This window comes from Actinoalloteichus fjordicus, assembly GCF_001941625.1.
Taxonomy (GTDB): domain Bacteria; phylum Actinomycetota; class Actinomycetes; order Mycobacteriales; family Pseudonocardiaceae; genus Actinoalloteichus_A; species Actinoalloteichus_A fjordicus.
Genome location: NZ_CP016076.1, coordinates 3,958,869 through 3,983,125 on the forward strand (window position 1 = coordinate 3,958,869; position 24,257 = coordinate 3,983,125).

The 24,257-nt window shown below is 71.7% G+C and carries 18 protein-coding genes; 7 read left to right on the top strand and 11 right to left on the bottom strand.

The window, feature by feature from the left end:
• Positions 1 to 35: 35 nt before the first annotated feature.
• The 4 genes from UA74_RS17180 to carB all read right to left on the bottom strand — a co-directional run bounded on the left by UA74_RS17180 (position 36) and on the right by carB (position 7,172).
• Complete coding sequence (locus UA74_RS17180; RefSeq protein ID WP_075743920.1) at positions 36 to 1,697, bottom strand: FAD/NAD(P)-binding protein; 1,662 nt, start codon at positions 1,695 to 1,697, stop codon at positions 36 to 38.
• Positions 1,698 to 1,702: 5 nt separating this feature from the next.
• Positions 1,703 to 2,707, bottom strand: coding sequence for a 2,3-diaminopropionate biosynthesis protein SbnB (sbnB, locus tag UA74_RS17185; RefSeq protein ID WP_075764899.1), 1,005 nt, complete (start codon positions 2,705 to 2,707; stop codon positions 1,703 to 1,705).
• Complete coding sequence (sbnA, locus tag UA74_RS17190; RefSeq protein ID WP_075766197.1) at positions 2,694 to 3,689, bottom strand: 2,3-diaminopropionate biosynthesis protein SbnA; 996 nt, start codon at positions 3,687 to 3,689, stop codon at positions 2,694 to 2,696. Before sbnA ends, sbnB begins: the two co-directional genes overlap by 14 nt.
• A 69-nt stretch (positions 3,690 to 3,758) precedes the next feature.
• Positions 3,759 to 7,172, bottom strand: coding sequence for a carbamoyl-phosphate synthase large subunit (carB, locus tag UA74_RS17195; protein WP_083683282.1), 3,414 nt, complete (start codon positions 7,170 to 7,172; stop codon positions 3,759 to 3,761).
• Between the two features lie 1,211 nt (positions 7,173 to 8,383).
• Here carB and UA74_RS17205 point away from each other — a divergent pair.
• A complete protein-coding gene (locus UA74_RS17205; protein WP_075741185.1) occupies positions 8,384 to 9,148 on the top strand; it encodes a GNAT family N-acetyltransferase in 765 nt (254 codons plus the stop codon).
• A 145-nt stretch (positions 9,149 to 9,293) separates the two neighbouring features.
• On the opposite strand, the gene UA74_RS17210 is transcribed toward UA74_RS17205, so the two are convergent.
• Together UA74_RS17210 and UA74_RS17215 are read right to left on the bottom strand one after the other, a co-directional pair.
• On the bottom strand, positions 9,294 to 10,190 hold the full coding sequence (locus UA74_RS17210) for an arginase family protein (protein WP_075741186.1): 897 nt from the start codon (positions 10,188 to 10,190) through the stop codon (positions 9,294 to 9,296).
• Positions 10,191 to 10,250: 60 nt separating this feature from the next.
• Positions 10,251 to 10,997 carry a zf-HC2 domain-containing protein gene (locus UA74_RS17215; protein WP_157434266.1) on the bottom strand — a complete coding sequence of 249 codons (747 nt, stop codon included), beginning with the start codon at positions 10,995 to 10,997 and terminating at the stop codon, positions 10,251 to 10,253.
• A gap of 62 nt (positions 10,998 to 11,059) precedes the next feature.
• Between UA74_RS17215 and UA74_RS17220 the strand changes: the two genes are divergently transcribed.
• Positions 11,060 to 11,638, top strand: coding sequence for a sigma-70 family RNA polymerase sigma factor (locus tag UA74_RS17220; protein ID WP_075743921.1), 579 nt, complete (start codon positions 11,060 to 11,062; stop codon positions 11,636 to 11,638).
• A 168-nt stretch (positions 11,639 to 11,806) separates the two neighbouring features.
• Here the strand turns inward: UA74_RS17220 and UA74_RS17225 are convergent, their stop codons facing one another.
• Genes UA74_RS17225 through UA74_RS17235 form a run of 3 tightly spaced genes read right to left on the bottom strand, consistent with a single transcriptional unit; the run spans position 11,807 to position 14,740 of the window.
• Positions 11,807 to 12,640 (bottom strand): ABC transporter ATP-binding protein, encoded by an 834-nt coding sequence (locus UA74_RS17225; protein ID WP_075764901.1) that lies wholly within the window; start codon positions 12,638 to 12,640, stop codon positions 11,807 to 11,809.
• Complete coding sequence (locus tag UA74_RS17230) at positions 12,637 to 13,695, bottom strand: FecCD family ABC transporter permease (RefSeq protein WP_198042753.1); 1,059 nt, start codon at positions 13,693 to 13,695, stop codon at positions 12,637 to 12,639. The genes UA74_RS17225 and UA74_RS17230 overlap by 4 nt, the downstream gene beginning before the upstream one ends.
• Before the next feature lies 1 nt (position 13,696).
• Positions 13,697 to 14,740 carry an ABC transporter substrate-binding protein gene (locus UA74_RS17235; RefSeq protein WP_198042754.1) on the bottom strand — a complete coding sequence of 348 codons (1,044 nt, stop codon included), beginning with the start codon at positions 14,738 to 14,740 and terminating at the stop codon, positions 13,697 to 13,699.
• A 369-nt stretch (positions 14,741 to 15,109) separates the two neighbouring features.
• On the opposite strand from UA74_RS17235, the gene UA74_RS17240 reads away from it, so the two are divergent.
• A complete protein-coding gene (locus UA74_RS17240) occupies positions 15,110 to 17,041 on the top strand; it encodes a bifunctional copper resistance protein CopD/cytochrome c oxidase assembly protein (protein WP_232237298.1) in 1,932 nt (643 codons plus the stop codon).
• Between the two features lie 96 nt (positions 17,042 to 17,137).
• Here the strand turns inward: UA74_RS17240 and UA74_RS17245 are convergent, their stop codons facing one another.
• Positions 17,138 to 17,407, bottom strand: coding sequence for a helix-turn-helix domain-containing protein (locus UA74_RS17245; RefSeq protein ID WP_075764903.1), 270 nt, complete (start codon positions 17,405 to 17,407; stop codon positions 17,138 to 17,140).
• An 87-nt stretch (positions 17,408 to 17,494) separates the two neighbouring features.
• On the opposite strand from UA74_RS17245, the gene map reads away from it, so the two are divergent.
• From map to UA74_RS17265, 4 genes are all read left to right on the top strand, one after another.
• Entirely contained in the window at positions 17,495 to 18,319 is an 825-nt protein-coding gene (gene map / locus UA74_RS17250) for a type I methionyl aminopeptidase (RefSeq protein WP_075741190.1), read from the top strand.
• Between the two features lie 710 nt (positions 18,320 to 19,029).
• Positions 19,030 to 21,315, top strand: coding sequence for a heavy metal translocating P-type ATPase (locus UA74_RS17255; protein WP_075741191.1), 2,286 nt, complete (start codon positions 19,030 to 19,032; stop codon positions 21,313 to 21,315).
• Between the two features lie 414 nt (positions 21,316 to 21,729).
• Entirely contained in the window at positions 21,730 to 21,981 is a 252-nt protein-coding gene (locus UA74_RS17260) for a hypothetical protein (protein ID WP_075741192.1), read from the top strand.
• Positions 21,982 to 22,089: 108 nt separating this feature from the next.
• Positions 22,090 to 22,278, top strand: a complete 189-nt coding sequence (locus tag UA74_RS17265) for a hypothetical protein (RefSeq protein ID WP_075741193.1) — start codon at positions 22,090 to 22,092, stop codon at positions 22,276 to 22,278.
• Positions 22,279 to 22,600: 322 nt separating this feature from the next.
• On the opposite strand, the gene UA74_RS17270 is transcribed toward UA74_RS17265, so the two are convergent.
• Positions 22,601 to 23,665 carry a rhamnogalacturonan lyase family protein gene (locus UA74_RS17270; protein ID WP_198042755.1) on the bottom strand — a complete coding sequence of 355 codons (1,065 nt, stop codon included), beginning with the start codon at positions 23,663 to 23,665 and terminating at the stop codon, positions 22,601 to 22,603.
• Positions 23,666 to 24,257: the final 592 nt, after the last annotated feature.

A 24,257-nucleotide genomic window follows, 5' to 3' on the forward strand; every position in this document is an offset into this window, starting at 1 on the left:
GGTGGTCGTCCCGATCGGCCGCGTGGCCACGGGCGTCAGGGAGCCGCGCGCATCGCCGCCTCCTTCGCGCTGAGCACCGGGACCAGCACGCGGTCGAGATCGGTGAGGGCCCGAGACCACCTGCCGGGAGACGGCACGTAGTGGTTGTAGTAGCTGGCGCCTTCTGCGGGCGGCCCGAACACGGCGATCGCGGTGCACGGCTCGCCGTCCCGCCGGATCACGTATCCGTCCCGGTCCAGGGTCAGACGCCGCGATCGGTCGTCGCCCGCCGCGACCCACGTCCGCAGCGCCGAACCGACGGGGTCCTTCTCGTCGTCGGGCGCAGGCCAGGTCAGGTTGGCCCGCACGACGGCGTCGACCTCGACGCGGCGCGGTTCGCCCAGCCCGGTGGACGTCAGCGCCCACCGGTCGCCCGCCCGCGCAACCACGGCCCCCGGCCCGGGCCCCAGGGTGACGATGCCGGCCGCCGTCAACGCCAGCAGTTCGTGGAGGCGTTCCTTCTGCGGGCCGATCACCACGCGGTTGACCAGGGGCACGTACTCGTCCAGGAAGTACCGGTGCGACTCCTCGGTCAGGCCCGGCGGGTCGACGACGACCCGGAGGCTCTCCCGGTGGTCGCGGAGCACCTCCAGTGCCTCCTTGACCGGGCTGACGCCGAGGCCCCGCTCCGCCTCGGCCAGGTCGGCGCGGGCCAGCGCCAGCGTCGCGTCGCGGTACTCCGCATAGGTCGCCCAGGTGCCGGGCACCGGCGACAACGCCCGGTCGACCGCCGCGATCTCCGCGTAGGTCGGCGGGCCCGGCGCCGCCAGCCGGGCGAGGGCCTCGCGCCGGATCAGCGGTTCCACGTCGCGGCGGAAGTCCAGCAGGCCGCCGGGCACCCGCTCCCGCAGTCTCGTGATCGCGGCCGGGGTGAGGTGCGTTGCGGGTGCCGGGAGGCGCCCCCGACTCGCGCGCGGCCGGGCGCACGGCAGGAGGCCCGTCCGGTTGGCCAGCACGATGTGCGGCTCCCGGCCCGAGGGGGTGTAGCCGTCCTGGCCGAAGACACCGCCTCGCCCCACCGTGAGCCCGGCGATCACGTCCATGGCCGTCAGGCCGGAGCCCCGCAGCGCGACCGTCGCGCCCTCGGCGATGCCCTCGACCCGCGCGGGCAGCGGGTAGGGCGTCGCCACGAGGGCACCGCCCGCAGCGGGCTCGGCGGCGGCCAGGCCGTGCCCGGTGGTCACGACGGCCAGGTCCACCTCGTGCGTGGTGCCGTCCGCCAACGTCACCACCGCGCCGGACCCCGCCTGCCGCACGTCGCGGGCGACCGCCGGGAGGTGCCGCACCGTCAGCCGGGGCGGCACCCGCGCCAGCAGGTCGCGCACCGCCCACTGGAGGTACTCGCCGAGCAGCCTGCGCGGCAGGTAGTCGTCGAACCGCACCGGCCCGTGCCGGGTCAGGCACCATTCGTGCAGGCTCGGCCCGGTGGTGACCGGTGCGCCCGGCGTCATGTGCTCGTCGGAGAAGATCGTGAGCTGGGCGGCGATGGTGTTGAGCAGCAGGTAGTCCGGCTGCTTGACGTCGTGCACGCCCACCCCCGGCTCGCCCGGCTCGATGAGCAGCAGCTCCGTCGCCGGACCGGGCAGCCTGGTGTGGCTGACGACCCGTTCCAGCACCGACAGGCCGCGCGGGCCTGCCCCGATGACCGCGATGCGCATGGCCGTCACCACCGCTGCGTCTCGCCGAAGAAGTCCGGCACCTCGAGCGCCAGCCCCTGTTCACGGGCGACCGAGAGCACGTGCTGCCCGACCGCGAGGTCCAGGACGCCCAGGCCGAACGGCGACACCAGCACGCCCCGGCCCGGATCGGGCAGCGCCCGGCCGAGCACCAGGTCGGCGATCGTGCCCGTGACGAAGTCGCGGTTGCCCGTCTCCTGCTCGGCCAGGTGCGGCGAGGTGTCGGCCTTCATGCAGTGCTCGACGTCGTCGAGGTAGTTCTGCGCGCCGAGGACCACCGACGGGGCGAAGTCACGCAGCGAGATGTTCAGCGCGATCTGCCCCGGCTCCAAGGGGCGCGCGAGGTGCGGGGCCCCGGCCGTCGTCGCGGTCACCACGGTCTGCGCCGTCAGCACCTCCGCGGCCGTGGCCACCCGCTCCGCGATCAGTCCCAGCTCGTCCCTCGCCAGCCGCACGAGGTTGTCGGCCGACTCCGGGTGCAGATCGAACACCCGCAGCCGGTCCACTCGGTGGCCGACCGCCGTCAGGTAGCGCAGGATCGTCCGCGCGATCACCCCGGCCCCGATGATCGAGACCTCTCCGTTGCCCGGCAGGTGTGCCGCGAGCGCCCGCGCCGCCACCGCCGCCGACGCCGCCGTCCGCGCGGCGCTGATCGACGCCGCCTCCAGCAGCGCCGTCGGGTAGCCGGTCTCGTAGTCGTTGAGGATCAGCACCGCCGAGGCACGCGGCACGTCCCGCCGCACGTTCGACGGGAAGCTGGCGATCCACTTGATGCCCGCGACGGGGGCGGCGGCCAGGTCGGCGAAGGCGGGCAACGCGATGATCCTGGCGTCCGGCTTCGCCGGGAACCGCAGGAAGTAGCTGTCCGGGTTGATCGTTCGCCCGGCGTCGTGCCGCAGGTAGGCGTCCTGGACCAGGTCGACCACGCGCGGGAGCGAGGCGTCCAGGACCTCCTTGACGACCCTGCCGGGCACCACCTCAAACGAGAACATCACGCTGTCCCTCCTCGAGCGGCCGTTCGGGGGCCAGTGCCCGGCCCAGGCCGTGCTCGATCACCCAGTCGTCGTCGTAGACGGAGTTCAGGTATCGCTCGCCGAGGTCGGGGGCTATCGCCACGACCGTCTCGTCCGGGTCGATGTCGGCGGCCTGGCGGCGGATCGCGGCGAGGACCGTGCCGGTCGAGCCGCCCGCGAGCAGGCCGGTCGTCCTGGCCAGCCAGCGGCACTCGCGCACCGTGTCGTCCTCGTGCACCAGCACCACCTCGTCCGGTGCGTCCGGCGCCAGCAGCTCCGGCCGCCTGCTCGTGCCCAGGCCCGGAATGTGGCGGGGCCCCGGCTCGGAGCTGAAGTTCACCGAGCCCACCGAGTCGACGGCGACGATCCGGGTCTGCGGGCTGTGCGTCCGGAAGTAGTCCGTGATCCCCATGAGCGTCCCGCCGGTGCCGACGCCGACGTACAGCCGGTCCACCTTGTGGAACTCGTCGAGCACGGCCGGGGCGGTGCTCTGCTCGTGGGCGAGCGAGTTGTCGGGATTGGCGTACTGGTTGACCCAGAACAGGTCCGGCTCCTTTTGAAGCCGTCGCCTGATGTAGGAGATCCGGCTGCCCAGGAAGCCGCCGTTCTCGTCGCGCTCCCGGATGACGACCACCTCGGCCCCCAGGGTCCGCATGATCGCGGCGGCCGAGGCGTTGGCGTTCGCGTCCGTGACGCAGGTGAGGCGGTAGCCCTTCGCCGCGCAGATCACCGCGAGCGCCACCCCGAGGTTCCCCGACGTCGACTCGATGATCCGGACCTGTGACATGTCCACACCGGACAGTTCCGCGCCGGTGAGAATGCTGCGGGCGGTCTTCAGTTTGATCGATCCTGCTGCGTTGAGGCCCTCCAGTTTCAGGTAGAAGCGGGTGAGATCCCCCAGCCCGGTGACACGTAAGAAGACGTCGTCCCGCACCAGGTCATAGACACGATCCGTGATCAACGCGATCCTCCAATGCGAGTTCACGTCGGAATATCGGAAGAAACGGAGAAACCTGCCGCCCCGTCGAGATCAGGTGCTCGGCACCGGGGCTGACCACTGCCGCTGTCGTTCGAGCGTCGCGAGTTCGTACTCCAGGCGTCCGCCCGCGACGCCGGGAGCGGCAGGGCGGACTCGGCCGACGTGCATCCTCTGCAAGGGCACGATCGTGAAGCCGGAGAACGACTCCGGCGGCTCCGCAGACGACGCGGTCAACGCCGCCGCGAGCGCCGACAGGCCGGGCACGGTCGTCACCACGGCCGTCGAACGGGCGGCGGCGGTCGACCTCGCCACGCGCGCCGACGGGGTCCGGTCCAGCGTCACCACCAGCTCGACCTCGTCCACCAGCAGCCTGGCCAGGTCGTCATCGGACAGCCCGGCCGGGAGCGCCCGCACCGGCACGTCCTCGGCGGCCAACAGCTCGGCGGTCGCGTGGTCGGCCACCAGCTCGACACCGTGCCGCCGCAGCGTGGCCAGCGCGGGAAGGGCCGCCGCCACCTGCCGACGGGTCAACGAGACGTAGGCCGGACCCGACGACGGCAGCGCCACTCCCGCAGCCAGCTGCGCCTTGGCGTAGGCCAGACCGAAGGACACGTCGGTGCCCATGACCTCGCCGGTGGACTTCATCTCCGGCCCCAGCAGCGAGTCGACGCCCCCGCCGTCGGCGGTGCGGAACCGAGGGAACGGGAGCACCGCCTCCTTGACCGCGACGAGGGCCTGCGGTGACGGTCGTGTCCCGTCGCCGACGGCGGGGAGGACGCCCTCCGAGCGCAGGTCGACGATGCTCGCGCCGAGCATGATCCGCGCCGCCGCCCTGGCCAGCGGGACGGCGGTCGCCTTGGACACGAACGGCACGGTGCGCGACGCCCTCGGGTTGGCCTCCAGCACGTAGAGCACGCCGTCCTTGAGCGCGTACTGGACGTTGAGCAGGCCGCGCACCCCGATGCCTGCGGCGATGGCGCGGGTGGAAAACCGCACGGCGTCGACGTCGGCCCCGCTCAGGGTGATCGGGGGCAGCACGCACGCCGAGTCGCCGGAGTGCACGCCTGCCTCCTCGATGTGCTCCATCACGCCGCCGACGAAGATCTCCTCGCCGTCGAACAGGGCGTCCACGTCGATCTCGATCGCGTCGTCCAGGAACCGGTCGACCAGCACCGGGTGCTCCGGACTGACCTCGGTGGCGCGGACGATGTAGCCCGCCAGCGCCTGGTCGTCGTAGACGATCTCCATGCCGCGACCGCCCAGCACGTAGGAGGGGCGCACCAGCACCGGGTAGCCGATCTCGTCGGCGACGGCCTTGGCCTGGGCGAACGACGTGGCGGTGCCGTACCTCGGCGCGGGAAGACCCGCGTCGGCGAGCACCCGACCGAAGGCGCCCCGGTCCTCGGCGAGGTGGATGGCGTGCGGCGGAGTCCCCACGATCGGCACCCCCGCGTCCGCGAGCCGCTGCGCCAGGCCCAGCGGCGTCTGCCCGCCGAGCTGCACGATCACGCCGACGACGGTGCCGGAGCGCTGCTCGGCGTGGCACACCTCCAGCACGTCTTCGAAGGTCAGCGGTTCGAAGTACAGCCGGTCGGCGGTGTCGTAGTCGGTGGACACGGTCTCCGGATTGCAGTTGACCATCACCGTCTCGTACCCGTGCCCGAAGTCGGGAGCCTCGCGCAGCGCCGTCGCCGCGTGCACGCACGAGTAGTCGAACTCGATCCCCTGCCCGATCCGGTTCGGTCCGGAGCCCAGGATGACGACCTTGGGTCGATCCCGCTGCTCGGCGACCTCGGTCTCCGCGTCGGGGTCGAACTCGTAGGCCGAGTAGTGGTACGGCGTCGTGGCGGCGAACTCGGCCGCGCAGGTGTCGACGGTCTTGAAGACCGGCCGCACGCCCAGCGCGTGCCGCAGGGCGCGCACGCCGTCCTCGCCAGCCGATTCGGGGCGCAGCACCGCGATCTGTCGATCGGACAGGCCCGCCCGCTTCGCCGCGCGCAGCAGGGGTTCGTCCAGCATCGGCGCGTCCCGGATCTCCCGGCCGAGGTCGACCAGGCAGGCGATCTGCTCGACGAACCACGGGTCGATGCCGGACGCCGCATGCACCTGCTGGATCGTCGCGCCCAGACGCAGCGCCCGGTCCACCGTGTACAGGCGCCCGTCGTGGCCGGTGCGCAGGGCGTCCAGGACGGACTTCAGCGCGGTGTCCGGGTCGACGGCCGGGTCGTCGGGCACGGTCCAGAAGCCCGCGGCCCTGGTCTCCATGGAGCGCAACGCCTTGCCCAGCGCCTCGATGAAGCTGCGGCCGATGGCCATCGCCTCGCCGACCGACTTCATGGTCGTGGTCAGGGTGGGATCGGCGCCGGGGAACTTCTCGAAGGCGAACCGGGGCACCTTCACCGCGACGTAGTCCAGGGTCGGCTCGAAGCTGGCCGGGGTCTCGCCGGTGATGTCGTTGCGGATCTCGTCCAGGGTGTAGCCGATCGCGAGTCGCGCGGCGATCTTGGCGATGGGGAAGCCGGTCGCCTTCGACGCCAGCGCCGAGGAGCGCGAGACGCGCGGGTTCATCTCGATGACGACCATCCGCCCGGTCGCCGGGTTCACGGCGAACTGGATGTTGCAGCCGCCGGTGTCCACGCCCACCTCGCGGATCACCGCGATGCCGACGTCGCGCATGTGCTGGTACTCGCGGTCGGTCAGGGTCATCGCGGGCGCGACGGTCACCGAGTCGCCGGTGTGCACGCCCATCGGGTCGATGTTCTCGATGGAGCACACCACGACGACGTTGTCCTTGCGGTCCCGCATCAGCTCCAGCTCGTACTCCTTCCAGCCGAGCACGCTCTCCTCGATCAGCACCTCGGTGACCGGGGACTCCGCGAGTCCGCCCTCGGCCAGCCGCTCCAGCTCCTCGGGGGTGCGGGCCAGGCCGGAGCCCAGGCCGCCCATGGTGAACGACGGCCGGATCACCACCGGCAGGCCCAGCTCGGCGACGGTGGCGCGGACCTCGGCCATGGTGCGGCACACCGCGCTGCGCGGGACCTCCGCGCCGATGCCGCGCACCAGGCACTTGAAGACCTGTCGGTCTTCGCCGCGCTGAATGGCCTCGATGTCAGCGCCGATCAGCTCGACGTCGTACTTCGCCAGCACCCCGCGTTCGTGCAGCGCGAGAGCGGTGTTCAACGCGGTCTGCCCGCCCAGCGTGGCCAGGATCGCGTCCGGCCGCTCCGCAGCGATCACCTTCTCCACGAACTCCGGCGTGATCGGCTCGATATACGTCGCATCCGCGAACTCCGGATCAGTCATGATCGTCGCCGGATTCGAGTTCACCAGGCTGACCCGCAGGCCCTCCTCCCGCAACACCCGACACGCCTGAGTACCGGAATAGTCGAACTCACAGGCCTGACCGATGACGATCGGCCCAGAGCCGATCACCAGTACGTGTCGGAGATCGGTCCGCTTCGGCATCAGCAGACCCCGCCCGTCGTCCGTTCGTCGACGAGGCGAGCCGTCGGGTCGCCGACCTCGTCGGACCGAGGAGCCTCGTCCTGTCCGCAGGCCGCGTCCGGCCCGCGGTGCGCGCCTGCCGCGGATCGCCCGTGGCGGGCACCGACGTCCTCCCCCGGGCCGCGTGCCTCGCCGTCGGCGGCTGTCGAGGTGCTCGGCCGCAGGGGCGGGCCTGCGGCCGTCCCCCGGGCAGCGGCGCCCCGCCTCGTGCCGACCGCCTGGCAGTTCCCGCCGTGGAACCCACGACGGCTCAGCAGTAGAACAGCAGCATTCATCCGCACGCCCCCAAGACGACGGGCGCGCCCCCCAAGACGCGCCATTCCCCGACCTGGCCGAGATCGCCGCTGATCGCATACGGAGTGCGGCCGGAGTGCACCGCGTGAGACGGTGTCCGGTGGCAGGGCGCAATGGCGATTCAAACGGTCGGCGGTCGAGTCGGCTTCAGGTTATCAACCGGCACTCATTCGACAAGGGTGCATTCGGCCTAACAATTCGAGGCAGCGACAGTTGCCCGAAAACAGGATCGGCGCACAAAGAAGTCGATGAGTCACAGACAGCGCGCACGCGCAACAAGTTGGCGAGCGACCGAAAAATCGGGCATAAGACCGGGTTCGCAACCGAAGGGACGGCTGCGCGGCGCAGGCACCACCGGGACTACCACCGGGGACTACCACCCACGAACTGCGAAGACGAGGCCTCGGGACGATCAACGACGACTCCGCCTGCCGCGACGTATACCGCACCTCACCGGCTGTCCCACCAGCCGGGAATCGCAGTTTCACGATGGACGAAAGAATCCCGAGACGCGTATTAAAGTCACGTTCGGCGGACCGGTGGCTCCGTCGCGACATCACCTGCCGCGATAACCGATCGGCTGGCGATAACCTGGTCGACAGGGCCGGAACCGACGAGTACGGTTTGCGCTCGAGGCGAGTCTTACCGGCCGGAACCCGATCCCAGTCGGTGATTCTGTCGAGCCACGCGACGTCCACCGCACGGGGCGGCGTCGTCCGGAGTGCGCGCGGTCACGATTGCGCCCGCCCGACAATCCGCCCCAGGGAGAGCGTCGAAGGAATGCCCGGCAGGCACCTCGTGCCGCCCCGGCCCGGGGCCGGTTCGCGGGAAATCGGTTGCCCACACCACCGAGGCGACCCATAGGGTCACTTCCCGTGATGGTGCAGGGTGATGTCGACAACGGCTGGGCAGTCCTGACTGACGACGGCCGAGGGGGCGGACTGCGGGCGCTGCGCAGACCGGACGGGCGCCGACACCTGTTCTTCCTCGGCGCGGCGACCGACGAGTACGGCCCGCTGGTCGAGACCGCGCTCCGCGCGCTGGACACCGATCTGTACGTGGAGGTGGACGAGGCCGACGCCGCCGCGCTCACCGCACTGACCGAGCGCGGTTTCGTGGTGCACCGCAGCGAGCACCGGTACGCGGTGCCGACCGATCCGGCGGTGACCGGGCTGGGCGTCGGGCTCGGCGATGTCGAGCTCCGGTCGGTCATGGCGGCCGACCCCGACCGGTGGCGAGTGCTCGACGACGAGCTGCGCGGGGAGGTTCCCGGCGCGGGCGGCTGGCGGAACGACCCGGTGAGCTTCGCCTCGGACACCTTCGCCGATCCCGAGTTCGACCCGGCGCTGTACCTGATCGCGGTGGATCGCGTCACCGACGCCTATCTCGGCCTGACCCGGGTATGGAACCGGCAGCCGAGACCTCGACTGGGCCTGATCGGCACCGCCGCCGACCACCGCCGGCGCGGGGTGGCACGTCACCTGCTCGCCGAGGCGTTCGGGGTGCTGCACCGCCGAGGACATCACGAGGTGACCTGCGAGGTCGACGAGCGCAACACCGCCTCGAACGCGCTGTTACTCGGCGTCGGTGCACGCCGGGAGGGCGGCGGCGTCGAACTCCTGCGGCGGGGCGCCGCCGGGTGAGAGTCTCCGCCACACACCCGCTCCCCTGCCACTGAGTCACCGACTCGATCAGGAGCCGGAACTGCGGAACGTCCCGGCTGGTCGGCATCGAGGGTCCGTGCTCACCACCCTGAGCATCGCGCGACCGCGCGCCGCCCCGGTCCCCCTAGACCGGTCTGTCCGCGAAGGCCATGACGATCGCGTCCGTGAGTTCGGCGCCGTAGCGGCCGTCCTGGTCGAGGTCCGGGTCGTAGATCGTCACGTGGAGGCCCACGCAGCGCTCGTCGGCGAGCATCGGGCGCAGCAGGTCGAGCAGTTCGCCGTACTGCAGGCCGCCGGGGTCGGGAGCGTCCACCGCGGGAAGCACCTCGATGTCGAGCACGTCGACGTCGAGGTGCACCCAGAATCCGTCCAGACCGTCGAACCGCTCCAGGGTTCGCGCGGCCACCGCAGCGGGCCCCGCTGCCTGGATCTGCGGTGCCGTCCAGCAGGCGATCCCGGCCTCGGCCAGGTTCGGCACGTCCTCGTCGTCGTCCCGGTTGCCGAGCACGACGACGTCGCCGTCCCGGACGTAGGGTCCGAGCCCGTCGATGTCGGTGACGTCGGCCCGGCCCCGGCCGGTGGCCAGGGCGAGCGTCTCGCCCGCCGCCGCGCCGGACCGGCCCGCCTGCGCCAGTCGGAGGAAGTCCGCGCTGCCGTCGAAGTACGCGAGCCCGTACCGGCCGCGACGGCGCAGGGCGAGCATCGGCGCCAACAGGATGCTGCAGTCGCCGCCGAGCACGAACGGGAACTCTCCTCGATCCAGCTGCCGTGCGATGCGCTCGGCCAGGCGTGCGGTGTACTCGGCGATCGCGGCGCCGTTGAAGAGTCCGTCGCCCGGCGACCAGTCCGAGACGTCATACCTCGGCGGGACCACGTAGCCCGCGTCGCCCGCGCCGATCCGCCCGAGCAGCCCGTGATCGCGGAGCACGCCCGCGAGCTTGTAACAGCCGGGCAGGACACCGGGAGCAGGCATGCGCAGACCGAGGTTGGACGGCGCGTCCAGCACGACGATCGGGTTCATGGCCCGGACTCTACGATCCCGATCTGACTCCGCCGATCAGTCCGCGCTGCCGCACGCGGGTCACGCGGCGCGGTCGAGTTCGGCCGCCAAGCCTGCGCGGGCCTGGGCTCGCGACGGCCCGTCCACACCGCGCACCAGGCCGACCGCGTCCGGCAGCGAGACCGGCAGGCCCCCCGCGTCCGAGTCTCCGGTGCCCGCCGGGCCCGGCAGTCCCGCCCCACGGTGTCCTCGGTAGACGACGATCAACAGGATGACCCCGACGAACACCAGGCCGTGCGAGAGCACCCGCTCCGGGGTGGCCAGACCCGCCATGAGGTCGCCGATCGAGACCAGCGCCAGCACCACGGCGAACCCGCCGAGCATCGGCAGCTGACCGGCCGCCGCCCGCGTCCGCACCGCAGCCCAGAGCAGGCCGATCCCGAGCGCGAGATTCCACGCGGCACTCTCGTTGATCAGGTGTCCCGCCATGAGACCCGACTCGTGTGCGACGTGCCCGTGGTCGCCGCCGCCGATCAGCTGGACGGCCCCGAGCACGATCTGGGCGATCGCGACGAGGCCGAGGAGGATGCGACGCACCGGCAGCCGAGGGGCCGCAGGCGGCGCGATCGTCATGATCCGGGCGGTGAGATCGGGGACGGCGGGCGCGGCTCGGACGTGCATCGAGCGACGCATCTCCGTCACGGCGCGCTCCCAGGCCTGGCAGGAGGAACAACTGTGGACGTGCCCGGCGACCTCCGACTCCGGCAGGACGTCGGCCTCGCCGTCGAGGTGTGCCGACAGAGCCTCCCGGTACTTCGCACAGTTCATGGCGCTGATTGTCGTCGGCTCAGGTGAACCCGCTCGCGCGCACCTCGGCTACTGTGAGGCCCGTGACTCGCAAGGGTGATCGACTGAGCGAAGAACAGATCACCGCGCTCGCACTCTCCGCCGGTCGAGGCGACCGAGCAGCCCTGGAGGCATGGGTCCGCGCGACACAGGCCGACGTCTGGCGGTTCCTCGCCCACCTCGACGGTCCCGGCAGCGCCGACGACCTGACCCAGGAGACCTACCTGCGGGCGTTCACCTCGCTGCCGAGCTTCGCCGCGCGATCCTCCTCCCGCACCTGGCTGATCTCGATCGCCCGCCGCGTGGTGGTGGACCGGATCAGGTCACGCGCCGCCCGCCCACGGGTCTCCCACGAGGTCGACTGGCAGCAGGCCGCCGAAAGCGATGCCGCACGTCGGCGCAGGCGCTCGGCAGGCTTCGAGGACATCGTGGAACTCAACGTGCTCCTGGACTCGCTCGACGAGTCCCGGCGTTCCGCGATCGTGCTCACCCAGATACTGGGGCTGTCCTATGCGGAGGCCGCGAAGGTCTGCGACTGCGAGGTCGGCACCATCCGCTCGCGGGTGGCACGGGCCAGGGACGACCTGCTCCAGGCCCGTGGGCAGGCCCACGAGACCGGCTGACGACACCCGTCGCACACGTCGGACGAGAGAAACGGTGCCCCCTGCCGTCTTCTGGTCCCCGGCATCCCGCCCGGCACGCCGGGACTGGACGAGACCGCCGCCCTCCCCCGCCTGTCCTCACCGGGTCGGCTCGGCACGCCGCGACCGGCCGGGCACGCCTGCGACGAATCAGCCGGGCGGACCGGCTCGGCGGGCGGACGGGTCTGCCGCCTGCTCCGCAGCGTCTCGGGCACCCGCGAGCGGCTGGGCGGCATAGTGAATGCGCACCACCCCGTCGGAATGGCGCTGCGCCTCGGCGTTGACGCCGAAGACCGAGCGGAGCATGGCGGGGGTGAGCACGTCGAGGACGGGGCCGACCGCCACGATCCGACCCCGGTCGAGGACCACCAGCTCGTCACAGGTCCGCGCCGCCATCTCCAGCTCGTGCAGCACCGCCAGGGTGGTGACCCCCGTCGTGCGCACCAGGGCCAGCAGTTCGAAGCGGGCGCGGATGTCCAGGTGGTTGGTCGGCTCGTCGAGGATCAGCAGCCGAGGCTCCTGGACGAGCGCCCTGGCGACCAGCACGCGTTGACGCTCGCCGCCGGACAGCGTCCCGAACGCCCGATCGGCGAAGTCGGCCGTCGCCGTCCTGGTCATGGCGTCCAGGACGACCTCCCGATCCCGGGAGCCAGGACGTTCGAGGAGGCCGTGATGCGGAGTCCGCCCGAGCGCGACGACCTCGGCGACGGTCAGCCCGGCCGGGGAGGAGTCGCTCTGCAGCACCGCAGCCGTACGGCGGGCCGCCTGGCGCGGAGCCAGCCGCCAGACGTCGTCGTCGCCGACGCGGACGACGCCCGCGTCGGGCCGCAGCGAGCGGTAGACCGAGCGCAGCAGGGTCGTCTTGCCGCTGCCGTTCGGGCCCACCAGCCCGACGAAGGAGCCCGAAACCACGTCGAAACCGGCCTGGTGGACGATCCGATCGTCGCCGATGGAGAGGTCCACCCCGGTCAGCTGCAGTCTCATGCGGCATCCCATCCTCGGCCACGCCGAATCAGCCAGACGAAGAACGGCGCGCCGAAGACGGCGGTGACGATGCCCAGCGGCAGTTCGTTGGGCGGATCGACGACGCGGGAGAGCAGGTCGACCAGCACCAGATAGGACGCGCCGATCAAGGCCGACAGCGGCAGGAGGCGTCGGTGATCGACGCCGAAGGCCAGCCGCACCAGGTGCGGGATCATCAGGCCGACGAAGCCGATGCCGCCTGCGACCGAGATCAGCGAGGCGGTGATCAGCGATGCGGTGATCAGCAGGCCGATGCGCAGTCGCCACACGTCCACGCCCAGCGCGGTGGCCGACTCCTCGCCGGTGACCAGCGCGTTGAGTCGCCTGCCGTAGAGGACGAGCAGCCCGGTGCTCGCCAGGACGATGGCGGCGGTGAGGGGCAGCTGCTCCCACTGCGCGCCCGCGACGCTGCCCAGCATCCAGAACATCACCCGGCGCAGCTCGTTCGGATTCGCCTGCAACTGGACGAAACTGGTGACGGCGGCCAGCAGGTAGCCGACCGCGACGCCCGAGAGCACCAGTCGGGTCGGCACCAGCCTGCCGCCGCGCTGGCCGAGCGCGAAGACCAGGACCACCGCGAGCAGCGCGCCGAGGAAGGCGGCGCCGGTGACGCCGAGGCCCGCGAGTCCGGCGAACACGCCGGTCCCGATCGTCATCACCAGGACCGCGCCCACTGAGGCACCCGAGGAGATGCCCAGGAGGTAGGGATCGGCCAACGGGTTGGCGACGACGGCCTGCAGGACGACGCCCGCCACCGACAGGCCCGCCCCGCACAGCGCGGCCAACAAGACCCTCGGCACCCGGTAGCCCCACAGGATCTGGTCGTCGACGACGTCGGCGGGCGGTCGACCCGTGAGGCGGTCGACGATCACGCGCCAGGTGTCCGCAAGTCCGATGTGGACGGAACCGATGCCGATCGCCACGAGCATCGTGACGGCGAGGACGATCAGCAGGCCCGCGGCCAGTGGAACCAGCGGAACCCGACCGAACGGCGCCGTGCCTCGGCGCTCGGCCATCTCAGAACCTTTCGGGATGCGCCATGCGCGCGATCGCCTCGACGGCCTCGGCGTTGCTCGGACCCAGGTAGATCGAGTCCGACAGCACCACGAAGTCCTCGTCGCGCGCGGCCGCCCACTGGGGGAACTCGTCGAACAGCCTGCGTGCCTCCGACTCCGGGTCGGGGTGCCGGTAGCTCACGATGACCACGCCGTCGACGGCGGCCTGAGCGGCATGTTCCCGGCTCACGTCGGCGAACATGCCCTCGGAGGCGTCGCCGAAGGCGTTCACCGCGCCCGCCCGAGCCAGGACGTCGTTCCAGATTCCGGTGGCTCCGACGTCGCCGAGTCCGCCCGAGCCCATGCTCATGCCGACGAACAAGACGAGGACGTTCTTCTCCGCCGCCCCCGCCACCTGGGCCTCGATCTCCGCGATCGCCGCGCGCGACTGCGCGATGACCTCCTCGGCCCGCTCCGGGACGTCGAAGATCGTGCCGAGGTCGGTGATCAGCTCGTAGCCGTCCTCAATGACCGGTTCGCCGTCGACCGTGCCCGTCGGGCCGCAGCTTCGGGCCGGGACATAGCTGTTCGCGCCGAGCCGCCGCAGTTCGTCCCTGGTCGCATGCCCCAGGTCGGCGGAGAAGCCACCGTCGTAGGTGGCGAGCACGAAGTCCGGCCGCAGGGCGAGCATCGCCTCGCGCGGGATGTCGCCCGACTCGTTCAGTGCGAGGCCGCCGGTCGACAGCGCCTCGATCTCCTGCTGCCGACCGTCGACCTCCGAGGCCCCGTAGTCCTGCGCGTTGGCCACGATCCGATCGCCCAGCCCCAGCGCCAGCATCGAGGAGACCTCGGCGACCGAGCCGCCGTTCATCACGACGGTGCGTTCGGGCGGTGCGGGGAAGGTGTACTCCTCGCCGCAGTTCTCGATCACCACGGGGTAGCCCGCCGGGCTCTGCTGCGCCGCAGCACCCACAGGCGGGGTCTCCGAAACCGTGTTCGCACAGCCCGCCGAGGCCGCCAGCACCGCCGCCGCCGCCACGGCGATCAGCCTTCGCCGAGTCACCACGGTCGTCTCCTCCTCTGCCGTCGCCGCACCTCGCGACAGCGGTCGCGAGACGTCCTTGAATCGGTCGGGCCGGTGCGGATCGAAGTTCCCGCCGACTGTGGACGACTGAAGCGGAGGCCGCGTCGACGACGCCGGGCGTGAGAAGGGTCTCCGCCGCCTGGTCGGCCGAGCCGTTCTCCCCGGCACGGGCAGGCGGCTGACCTGGCCCTCGGCCGCGGGGGGCGACGGCTGCCTGCCTGCCCGGTGCAATCCCTCGGCAGGGCAGGGAACCATCCGGGCGGACGGGCCGACCTCTGGAGCGTGCAGAGACGTGACAGACCAGATCTGGGAACCCGCCGCCTGATCCGTGGCGGCCTGACGCTTTCGGTGGTGATCGCCGTGGCCGTCGTCGCGGTGACCGTGGCTCTCGCCGGTGACGTGCACGCGCCGCTCGGTGACGAGGACCCCGGCCTGATCACCTCGCTGGGCGCGACGCTGCTACGGCTGTCGGCCCGGCTCGCGGGCGCGGTCTGCCTCGGTTCGTTGGTGTTCGCCGCCTTCTGCACGCCGTCCGCGCCGACGGGCACCGTGACCGCCGACGGCTATGCCGCGCTGCGGACGGCGGGTCGTGCGGCGGTCTGCTGGGCGGGGGCGGCGGTGTTGCTCGTCCCGTTCAGCGCGGCTGACGTCGCCGGTCGACCGGTGGCCAGGATGGCGGAGCCTGCCGTCCTGTGGGGCCTCGTCGACGCGCTCGAGGAGCCGAAGGCGTGGGTGTTCGTGCTGTTCTGCGCGGTCTTCGTGGCCGTGGGTGCGCGCTGGACGCTGTCCTGGCGCCCGAGCGTGCTGCTGCTCGTGGTCGCCGCGTTCGGCGTGCTCGCACCGGTCGTCGTCGGGCATGCCGCCGTGGGTGTCTGGCACGACGTGGCGACCAACGCGATGCTGTGGCACGCGGTGGCGGCGGCACTCTGGCTGGGCACGCTGGTCGCGTTGCTGCTGCATGTGCGTCGCGGCGGAGCCCGTCAGGACCTGGCGATCCGGCGTTACCACCGCCTCTCCCTCGGCTGCCTCGTCATCCTCGGCGGCTCGGGAGTGATCAGCGGCCTGATCGGGGCCCGGCCTGCCGGCCTGCTCAGCACCGGCTACGGACTGCTGATCATCGTCAAGGCCCTCGTCCTGGTCGGACTCGCCGCGATCGTGGTCGTCCTGCGACGGCGGTGGCTTCGGCCCTCCTTGGCCGACGACCGACGACCGGTGGCCCGGCTGCTCCTGATCGAGGTGGTCGTGCTGGGACTGGCCGCCGGGGTGTCCGCCGCGCTGAGCCGACTCGTGTTGCCCGCGTTCTTCTCCGATCCCGCGTCGATCATGGAGACGCTGATCGGCTACGAGCTGACCGCCGCACCCGACCTCGCGAGCATGGTGCTGGGCTGGCGGCTCAACCTGGTGGTCGGCGTCGGGGCGCTGGCCGCGCTGGTGCTCTACCTGTTCGGGGCGCGCAGGCTGCGACGCCGAGGCGACCGCTGGCCGGTCGGGCGCACCGTGGCCTGGATCGGCGGCTGTCTGGTCGTCCTGGTCGCGACGTCGTCCGGGCTCGGTCGGTTCGCCCCCGGCGCCTTCAGCATCCACATGGCCACGCACATGACGCTGAACATGCTGGCTCCGGTGCTGCTGGTGCTGGGCGGACCGATCACGCTCGCGCTGCGCGCCCTGCCCGCCGCAGGCGAGGGACGCCCGCCGGGGCCGAGGGAATGGCTGGTGTCGCTGTCCCATTCCAGGGCAGCCCGGCTGCTGCTGCATCCCGTGACGGCCTCCGTGGTGTTCATCGGCTCGCTCTTCGGGCTGTACTTCACCGGCCTCTTCGGCGAGGCGATGCCGGAGCACTGGGCGCACCAGCTGATGACCGTCCACTTCCTGGTGTCCGGCTACGTCTTCTACTGGCTGGTCATCGGCGTGGACCGGCCGCCTCGGCCACTGCCGCATCTGGCCAGGCTGGGCATGCTGTTCGCCGCGATGCCGTTCCACGCGTTCTTCGGGGTGCTGCTGATGAGCAGGCCGACGCTGATCGGCGAGATGTACTACCGCTCTCTCGACGTGGGCTGGGTGCCCGACCTGCTCGCCGATCAGCATCTCGGTGGGGCGATCGCCTGGGTCGCGGGCGAGGTGCCGATGGTGCTCGTGCTCATCGCCCTGCTCGTCCAGTGGTCCCGACAAGACGAGCAGGACTCGCGTCGACACGATCGTCGGGAGGGTGCGGCGCGCGGCGACGGGAACAACCTGGACTCCTACAACGCGATGCTCGCGGCGCTGGCCGACCGACGAGACTGACCGGCGTCCCGGGCACGGCCGGACCATGGCGGCGGCACTGGCATCGCGCCGGCCGTGCGACGGGGGCGGCGGCATCGCGGGCGGCAGAGACGGCGACTACGAGACGGCCTCCAACGGCAGGTCGGTGCCGCGCCAGGTCGCCGCCAGGTCCTGAACCGGCACGTCGAGCGCCTCGCCCAGGCAGACGATCGTGCCGAATCCCGGGGACGGCAGCCGGCCGGTCTCGATCTTGCGCAGGGTCTCCGGCGAGATGCCCGCCGCCTGTGCGACTTCCGCCAGGTCCCGTCCCGCTCGCGCGCGGCGCAGCAGGGCGCCGAGACGTCTGCCTGCTTCGAGCTGCTCGGACGTGAGCGGTTGACGGACCATGCCCCCAGGATATGGTTGGTATTATTATACCGGTAGGTGCTAGGGTGCCGGTATAATAATACCAATACCCTGTGACGTGAGGCAATCGTGATCGAACTGAAGACGCCTGCGGAGATCGGACGCATGCAGGTGGCCGGGCGTTTCGTCGCCGAGGTGCTCTCCGAGGTCGCCAGGCTCGCCGACGTGGGCGTCAACCTCCTGGACCTAGAGCACCACGTGCGCGGCATGATCACCCGGCGCGGGGCGGAGTCGTGCTACTGGGACTACACCCCGTCCTTCGGCAAGGGCCCGTTCCGCAACGTCATCTGCCTGTCCGTCAACGACGCCGTCCTGCACGGCCTGCCCCACGACTACACCCTGCGCGACGGGGACGTGCTCAGTGCGGATCTCGCGGTCACCATCGACGGCTGGGCGGCGGACTCGGCGCGCACGATCATCGTCGGAACCGCAGCCGAGGAGGACCTGCGACTCATCCGCGCCACCGAGGAGGCGTTGGCGGCGGCGATCGAGGCGGCGCGGCCGGGCAACCGCCTGGGCGACATCTCGGCGGCGATCGGGGCGGTGGCAGCCGCCCACGGCTATCCGGTCAACACCGAGTTCGGTGGTCACGGCATCGGCCGCACCATGCACGAGGATCTCCACGTCGCCAACAAGGGCCGGGCGGGCCGAGGCATGAAGCTCCGGCCGGGGCTGACCCTCGCCCTCGAACCCTGGTTCGCCAGGACGACCGACCGGATCGTCTACGACCCCGACGGCTGGACCATCCGGTCGGCGGACGGCTCGCGCACGGCTCACTCCGAGCACACGGTGGCCGTCACCGAGGGCGCCCCGCTGGTGCTCACCCGGCGGGAAGCGGAGAACTCTGCGCCGCAGGGGAACTCGGCCGGTCGACTGTCCACGACGGACGCCTAGGCCGCCCCGATCGCCCGAGCCCTGCCCCAGTGAACGGCGCTGGTGACCCTCGGGACGGCCCAGGTGGCCGTGGTCGGGCCCGGTCATCTCGGCCCGGCACCTCCACGATCCCGGCGCCGCGACGCGGGCCGCCGGACTCGTCTCCGTCGGGAGTGGGCTGCGGCGTGGTCGAATCGGGTGTCCGCCGCAGTCCCGATTCCAGCGAGCCGCCCGGTGCGGGCCGATCCAGGGAAGTCGGGTGATCACGGCGGCGGACGTCTCGGCCGCCGCCAGAATCAGTGCGGCGGTGCGGCCGACGGCGGGCTCCTTCGTCACCGGCGATTCCACGCGGTGTCGTCGGAAACAGCCGTCGCGGCGCGAGCCCGCAGCTCGGGGCCGTCAGCGAGTCGGCCGTCAGCGAGTCGGTCAGTACTGCGGCGGTCATCACCGGGGCGGTCGCCGTCACGGCCCATGCCCTCGGGCGCAGCCTCACACCGGCGCGAAGGCCGCCGTCCGCCGCCTGCCTCACCTCCTCGTCGATCCACGCCGTCACCGGCGGCTGTCACCGTCACCGTGCAGGTAGTCGGACGGCGAGGCCGCCCGGTTCCCGAGGAGTCCGACCGGCAGGGGCTGCTTCCGGCGCGCGGCAGGCGGCGTACTGTGCGAGCGCATTCTCGGTCCGGTCCTGTCGCCGTCACCACCGACAGCAGCCACCGGAATGACGGAGAGCCATGTCCGCCCACACCAGACCCCCCGACACCGCCGAGCAGCGCGTCGAGCTGATCCTCGGCGGGATGACCTGCGCAGCCTGCGCCGCCCGCGTGGAACGAGCCCTGAACAAGGTCGACGGTGCCCGCGCCTCGGTAAACTTCGCGACCGAGCGTGCGGTGGTGCACCACACGTCGGCGGTGACGCCCGAGGGACTCCTCGCCGTGGTCGAACGCGCGGGCTACCAGGCGACGGTGCGGCAGGCGCCGGGCGATGCCGAACAGCGGCAGTCCCGGGCCCGGCAGATCAGGGAGCTTCGGCGGCGGCTGGCGGTGGCGGCGTTGCTCGCGGTGCCGCTCGGGAACATCGCCATCACACTCGCGCTGGTGCCCGAGCTGCGGTTTCCCTACTGGGAGCTGCTGTGCCTGCTGCTCGCCACCCCGGTCGTCTTCTGGTCTGCGGCGCCGTTCCACCGCGCTGCCCTGCAAGCGCTGCGGCACGGTTCGTCGACGATGGACACGCTGGTGTCCCTCGGCGTGCTCGCCTCCTACGGCTGGTCGGTCTTCTCGCTGCTGCTGGGCGGCTCCGCCGAACCGGGCTACTGGCTCGGCTTCGGCACCACGGCCGCCGGTGCGGACGCGGTGTACCTGGAGGTCGCGGCCGGGGTGACGACGTTCCTGCTGGCCGGTCGCTACTTCGAGATGCGGTCCCGCCACCGTGCGGTCGACCTGCTGACTGCGCTGGACGGGCTCGCCGCCAAGGACGTCCGCGTGCTGCGCGCGGGAGTGGAGACCGTCGTCCCGATCGGCGCGCTCGCCGTCGGCGACCTGTTCATCGTGCGCCCCGGCGAGAAGATCGCCGCCGACGGCCGGGTGGAACGCGGCCTGTCCACTGTGGACACCAGTGCGATCACCGGCGAGTCGGTGCCCGCCGAGGTCGGCCCCGAGACGAGGGTGGTCGGCGGGACCATCAATCTCAGCGGGCGGCTCGTGGTGCAGGCCACCGCGGTCGGTGCCCGGTCGCAGCTCGCGCAGATGAGTGCGCTCGCCGAGCGCGCGCAGGCGGGCAAGGCCCGCATCCAACGGCTGGCCGACCGGATCTGCGCGATCTTCGTCCCCGTGGTGCTGGTGATCACGGCGATCACCTTCGCCAGCTGGCTGCTCACCGGCCATGCCACGACGGAGGCGTTCCGGGCCGCCGTGTCGGTGCTGATCATCGCCTGCCCCTGCGCGCTGGGGCTCGCGACACCGACCGCGTTGATGGTGGGCGTCGGACGAGGCGCACAGCTCGGCATCCTCATCAAGGGTCCGGAGGCCCTGGAGACCAGCAGGCGCATCGACACGGTCGTGCTGGACAAGACCGGGACGGTGACCACCGGACGGATGACGCTCACCGAGATCGTTCCCGTCGGGAGCCTCCCGGCAGACCAGGTCCTCCGGCTCGCGGCGGCGGTGGAGAGCGCCTCGGAACACCCGATCGCGGCGGCCGTGACGGCGCGGGCCCACGCCGAACTCGGCGACCTGCCCGAGGTGGACCGTTTCACGGCCTCGCCCGGTCTCGGCGCGCGCGGCGAGGTCGAGGGCCGGGCAGTCCTCATCGGCCGGGCGTCGCTGCTCGCCGACGAGGACATCTCGATCGACGCCGCTATTGCGGAGCGACTCGCCGACGCACAACGGACCGGAGCGACGGCCGTCGTCGTGGCGGTCGACGAGATCGTCGTGGGGCTGCTGGTGGTTCGTGACGAGGTCAGGCCGGGTGCGCGCGAGGCCGTCGCGCACCTGCACCGACTCGGCCTGCGCACCCTGTTGTTGAGCGGAGACACCGAGATCACGGCGAGAGCCGTCGCCGACGAGGTGGGCATCACCGAGGTGTCGGCAGGCGTGCTGCCCGCCGAGAAGGCGGCCGCCGTCGCGGAGCTGCAGGGCGCGGGCCGTCGGGTGGCCATGGTGGGCGACGGCGTCAACGACGCCCCGGCGCTGGCCACGGCGGACCTGGGTCTGGCCATGGCGCGCGGCACCGACATCGCCCTGCGTTCGGCCGACGTCATCCTGGTGCGGGACGACCTCCGCGTGGTCGCGGACGCGATCCTGCTCTCCCATCAGACGCTGCGCACCATTCACGGCAATCTCGGCTGGGCGTTCGTCTACAACCTGGCGGGAATTCCGCTGGCGGCATTCGGCCTGCTCAACCCGTTGATCGCCGGCGCGGCCATGTCGCTGTCCTCGCTGCTGGTGGTGAGCAACAGCCTGCGGCTGCGGCGCTTCTCGAGCGTCGACGTCGGGCCGGGAAGCGCCGAACCCCGGCCGTAGCCGAGCGCCGTGGCGGCCCCGGACTCGCCGACGGCGCCGCCGCGCAGTCGGCGTCCGGCGGCTCCAGCGGCGTCCCTTCGGCTCCAGCGGCGTCCGGCAGGCCGTCCCCCGGCGAGACACGGGCAGGACGGCGGGTAGGTCCGGCAGGCACCGGACCTGGTCGGCATCGTGGACACACGGCCGGGATCACGATCCGGACCGCGTCGACGCTCCCGCTCGTCGACATCGTGTGCGACGATCGCGATGATCGAGTTCTCGGCCTCGACGACCGAGCCTCCCCCATGCCTCCCGCACCGCCGCGCCCCGTCCACGAGCCGCTGCTCGCCGGCCGGGGGTCGGCACCTCGACCCGGCCCGCCCCGGCTCAGGGTCGGATCATCGACGACACGAACTCTGGACCCGGAGGAACGATCCCATGTTCGACCTCGAAGCAGTCGTGGCCGCCGTTACCCAGGCCTACGGAGAGGACCTGGGCGAAGCGGTGTCGAACTGCGACGCCGCAGACGGCCTGGTCGACGTCGTCTCCGCCGTCGCGAAGGACCACGACCTCGAACTCGACGAGATCATCGCCGCTGCCGAACTCGACGACGACGAGGCGGCCTGGGCGGCGTCCGCCAACCGCCCGGCAGCGGTGCTGATCAGCCGGATCCGCGACGGGCTCTCCTGACACCGCCGGTCGCGGGCGAATTAGGCCCCGTTCGCGGCGCCTTATCACCAGGGCATCGGGGACCTGCTCCGCAGCATCGACGCCCAGGGCCGTGCCGAGATCACGACGATGCGGCCGGCCTGCACCGATCTGATCGAGCTGCCCGAGCGAGCCGACGACTACCTCCCGCTGCCCGATCCCGACCTCCAGGCCGCCTGGTCTGCCGCGCCTGCCGACGTCAGCAGCGCGGCCGGAGGCTGTCTGACGGCCTCGATCGATCGGACGGGCAGGCCGTCTCGGCGGCGCTGCCTGCGCTGAGCACCGTCCCGGACGCGGTGGCCTGCGTCGGCGTCCGGACGATGGAGGCGGCCTCGGACGCACGACGACGTCGAGGAATCACCCCGGAGCCCGTCCCGGCGAGCGTCCGGGGTCTCTGCTCCGAGGGATGACGCGACGTTCTCGGCGCCCGCTCGTCGGCGGCGGCGAGCAGGCCCGCAGGGCACGAGGTCTGCGGACCGGGGCAGGACGAGGCATGATCCGAGACCGCCGGGCTGAGCGCGCTCCGCCTCGAACGACCCCGGATCGCGCACCAACCGAGCAGGCCGGGCATCCCGCTCGGCTCGGCCGCTCAAAGTCGTCGTCACTCCCCGACGTAGGAGATGGCAGGCCTCGGGGGCGTGCTCATCCCGTGACCGAGGAAGTAGTCGACGTGATGTGACTGCAGATAACCGTGCAGGGTCATGGCATTGCGGTAGGCCGGGTTGTGGGCCAGGGTGTAGAGCCGCGTGTCGGTGGGCTGGTCGGTCGTGAAGACGATCAGCTCGTCGCGGTCGGCGTTGGTGTAGACGACCTCTTCGCGCCAGTCGCCCAGGATGTCACCGACGAGTGCGGGGTTCACCCCGTGCGCGTTGACCGCCCCGTAGTCGGAGTTCCGCAGCAGCCGGCGCAGGCTGTTGCTCGGCCTCGGGTTCTCGGGGTCCCACTTCTCGAACTTGCCGTCGTTGAGCAGTTCCATGGTGAGATCGCCGTCCCACCACAACCCCAGCTGCGGCCACGGCGCCAGCCCGGTGTCGGGTTCGGTGAGCTCGTCGGTGGAGGCGTTGTAGAGGCCGGAGAAGGACCAGACCTCCATGCCGGGGAAGCGGGGGTCGATGTCGCCGACCATGCCCCGCCCGACGTCGGCGACGCCGTCACCGAAGTGCTGCCAGATCATCTCGCCGTCGGCGGCGTCGTAGTAGTACTCGCGCAGGCCGCTGGGGTTGTCCTGCTGCACGCCGTAGCCCTCCAGACCGGGCCGTTGCGGATCGATGTCGGCGATGTGAAAGCGGTCGCCGTGGACGATGCCCGCGTCGGCCAGCGAGTAGCGCAGGGTGCCGTCGCCATTGAGGACGAATCCGATCTCGACGATCTCGTCCTTCCCGTCACCGTCGACGTCGATGATGCGGGTGTTGTGCCCGTCCGGCGCGTCCTGATCTCCGCGCAGCCATCTCCACTCCTGCGTCAGGTCCTCGCCGTCGAACTGCCAGGCACCGATGGCGAGGTTGAAGCCACCGTTGCCCACCCGGTTCTTCAGGTACGCCACCAGACTCGGGGTGACGCCGTCGAGGTGGCCGACGCCGAAGCGCGCGTACATCGGGCCGTCTGCGAGGTAGTCGGCAGGCACCGGGGCGGCGGTCCGAAGCGCGCCGGTCTCGCCGTCGAGCACGGCGATCGACTGGCGGACGTCGTCCTGCTCGCGGTGGGTGGTCCCGTCACCGAAGACGACCCCGTCGGCGACGCCTCGTCGCCGGGCGGCTCGGCCGCAGGCACGGGAGCGGCGGCGCCCATCGTGGTGAGGCCGAAGATCAGAGCGACGGCTGCGGTCAGGGCTGTCGAGACGGTGGTCAGTCGCCGTCCCGGACGCCATCGGTGTCTGCGGTGCATGAAGATCTCCTCGTCATCGTCGACTTGTCGTTCTTCTCGGCAGGCGCGGTGCACAAGGGGGTGGCAGGCAGACATCGCCGGTCCACACCGGACGGCGGATCATCCCTTCCGGTCTCGAGAAAGCGCTTTCCCAGCCATGGCGTGCCCAGGCCCGCGGGAAGCACGCCCGCCACATCGCCACCGCGCGGGACCGTTGCTCAGCGTCATGCTCGCCCTGCGACTCGTCAATCCCCCACCTGCGACGCTCGACCGCCGTCCCGACCGGGGGAATAGGCGCATCGCGGCGCTGTAGCTCGATGGGCGCCCACGTCAGACACCCGGACGGGCCCCGGCGGGCACCGGCCTCGACATGCCATGAGGAGACCGACGACCCG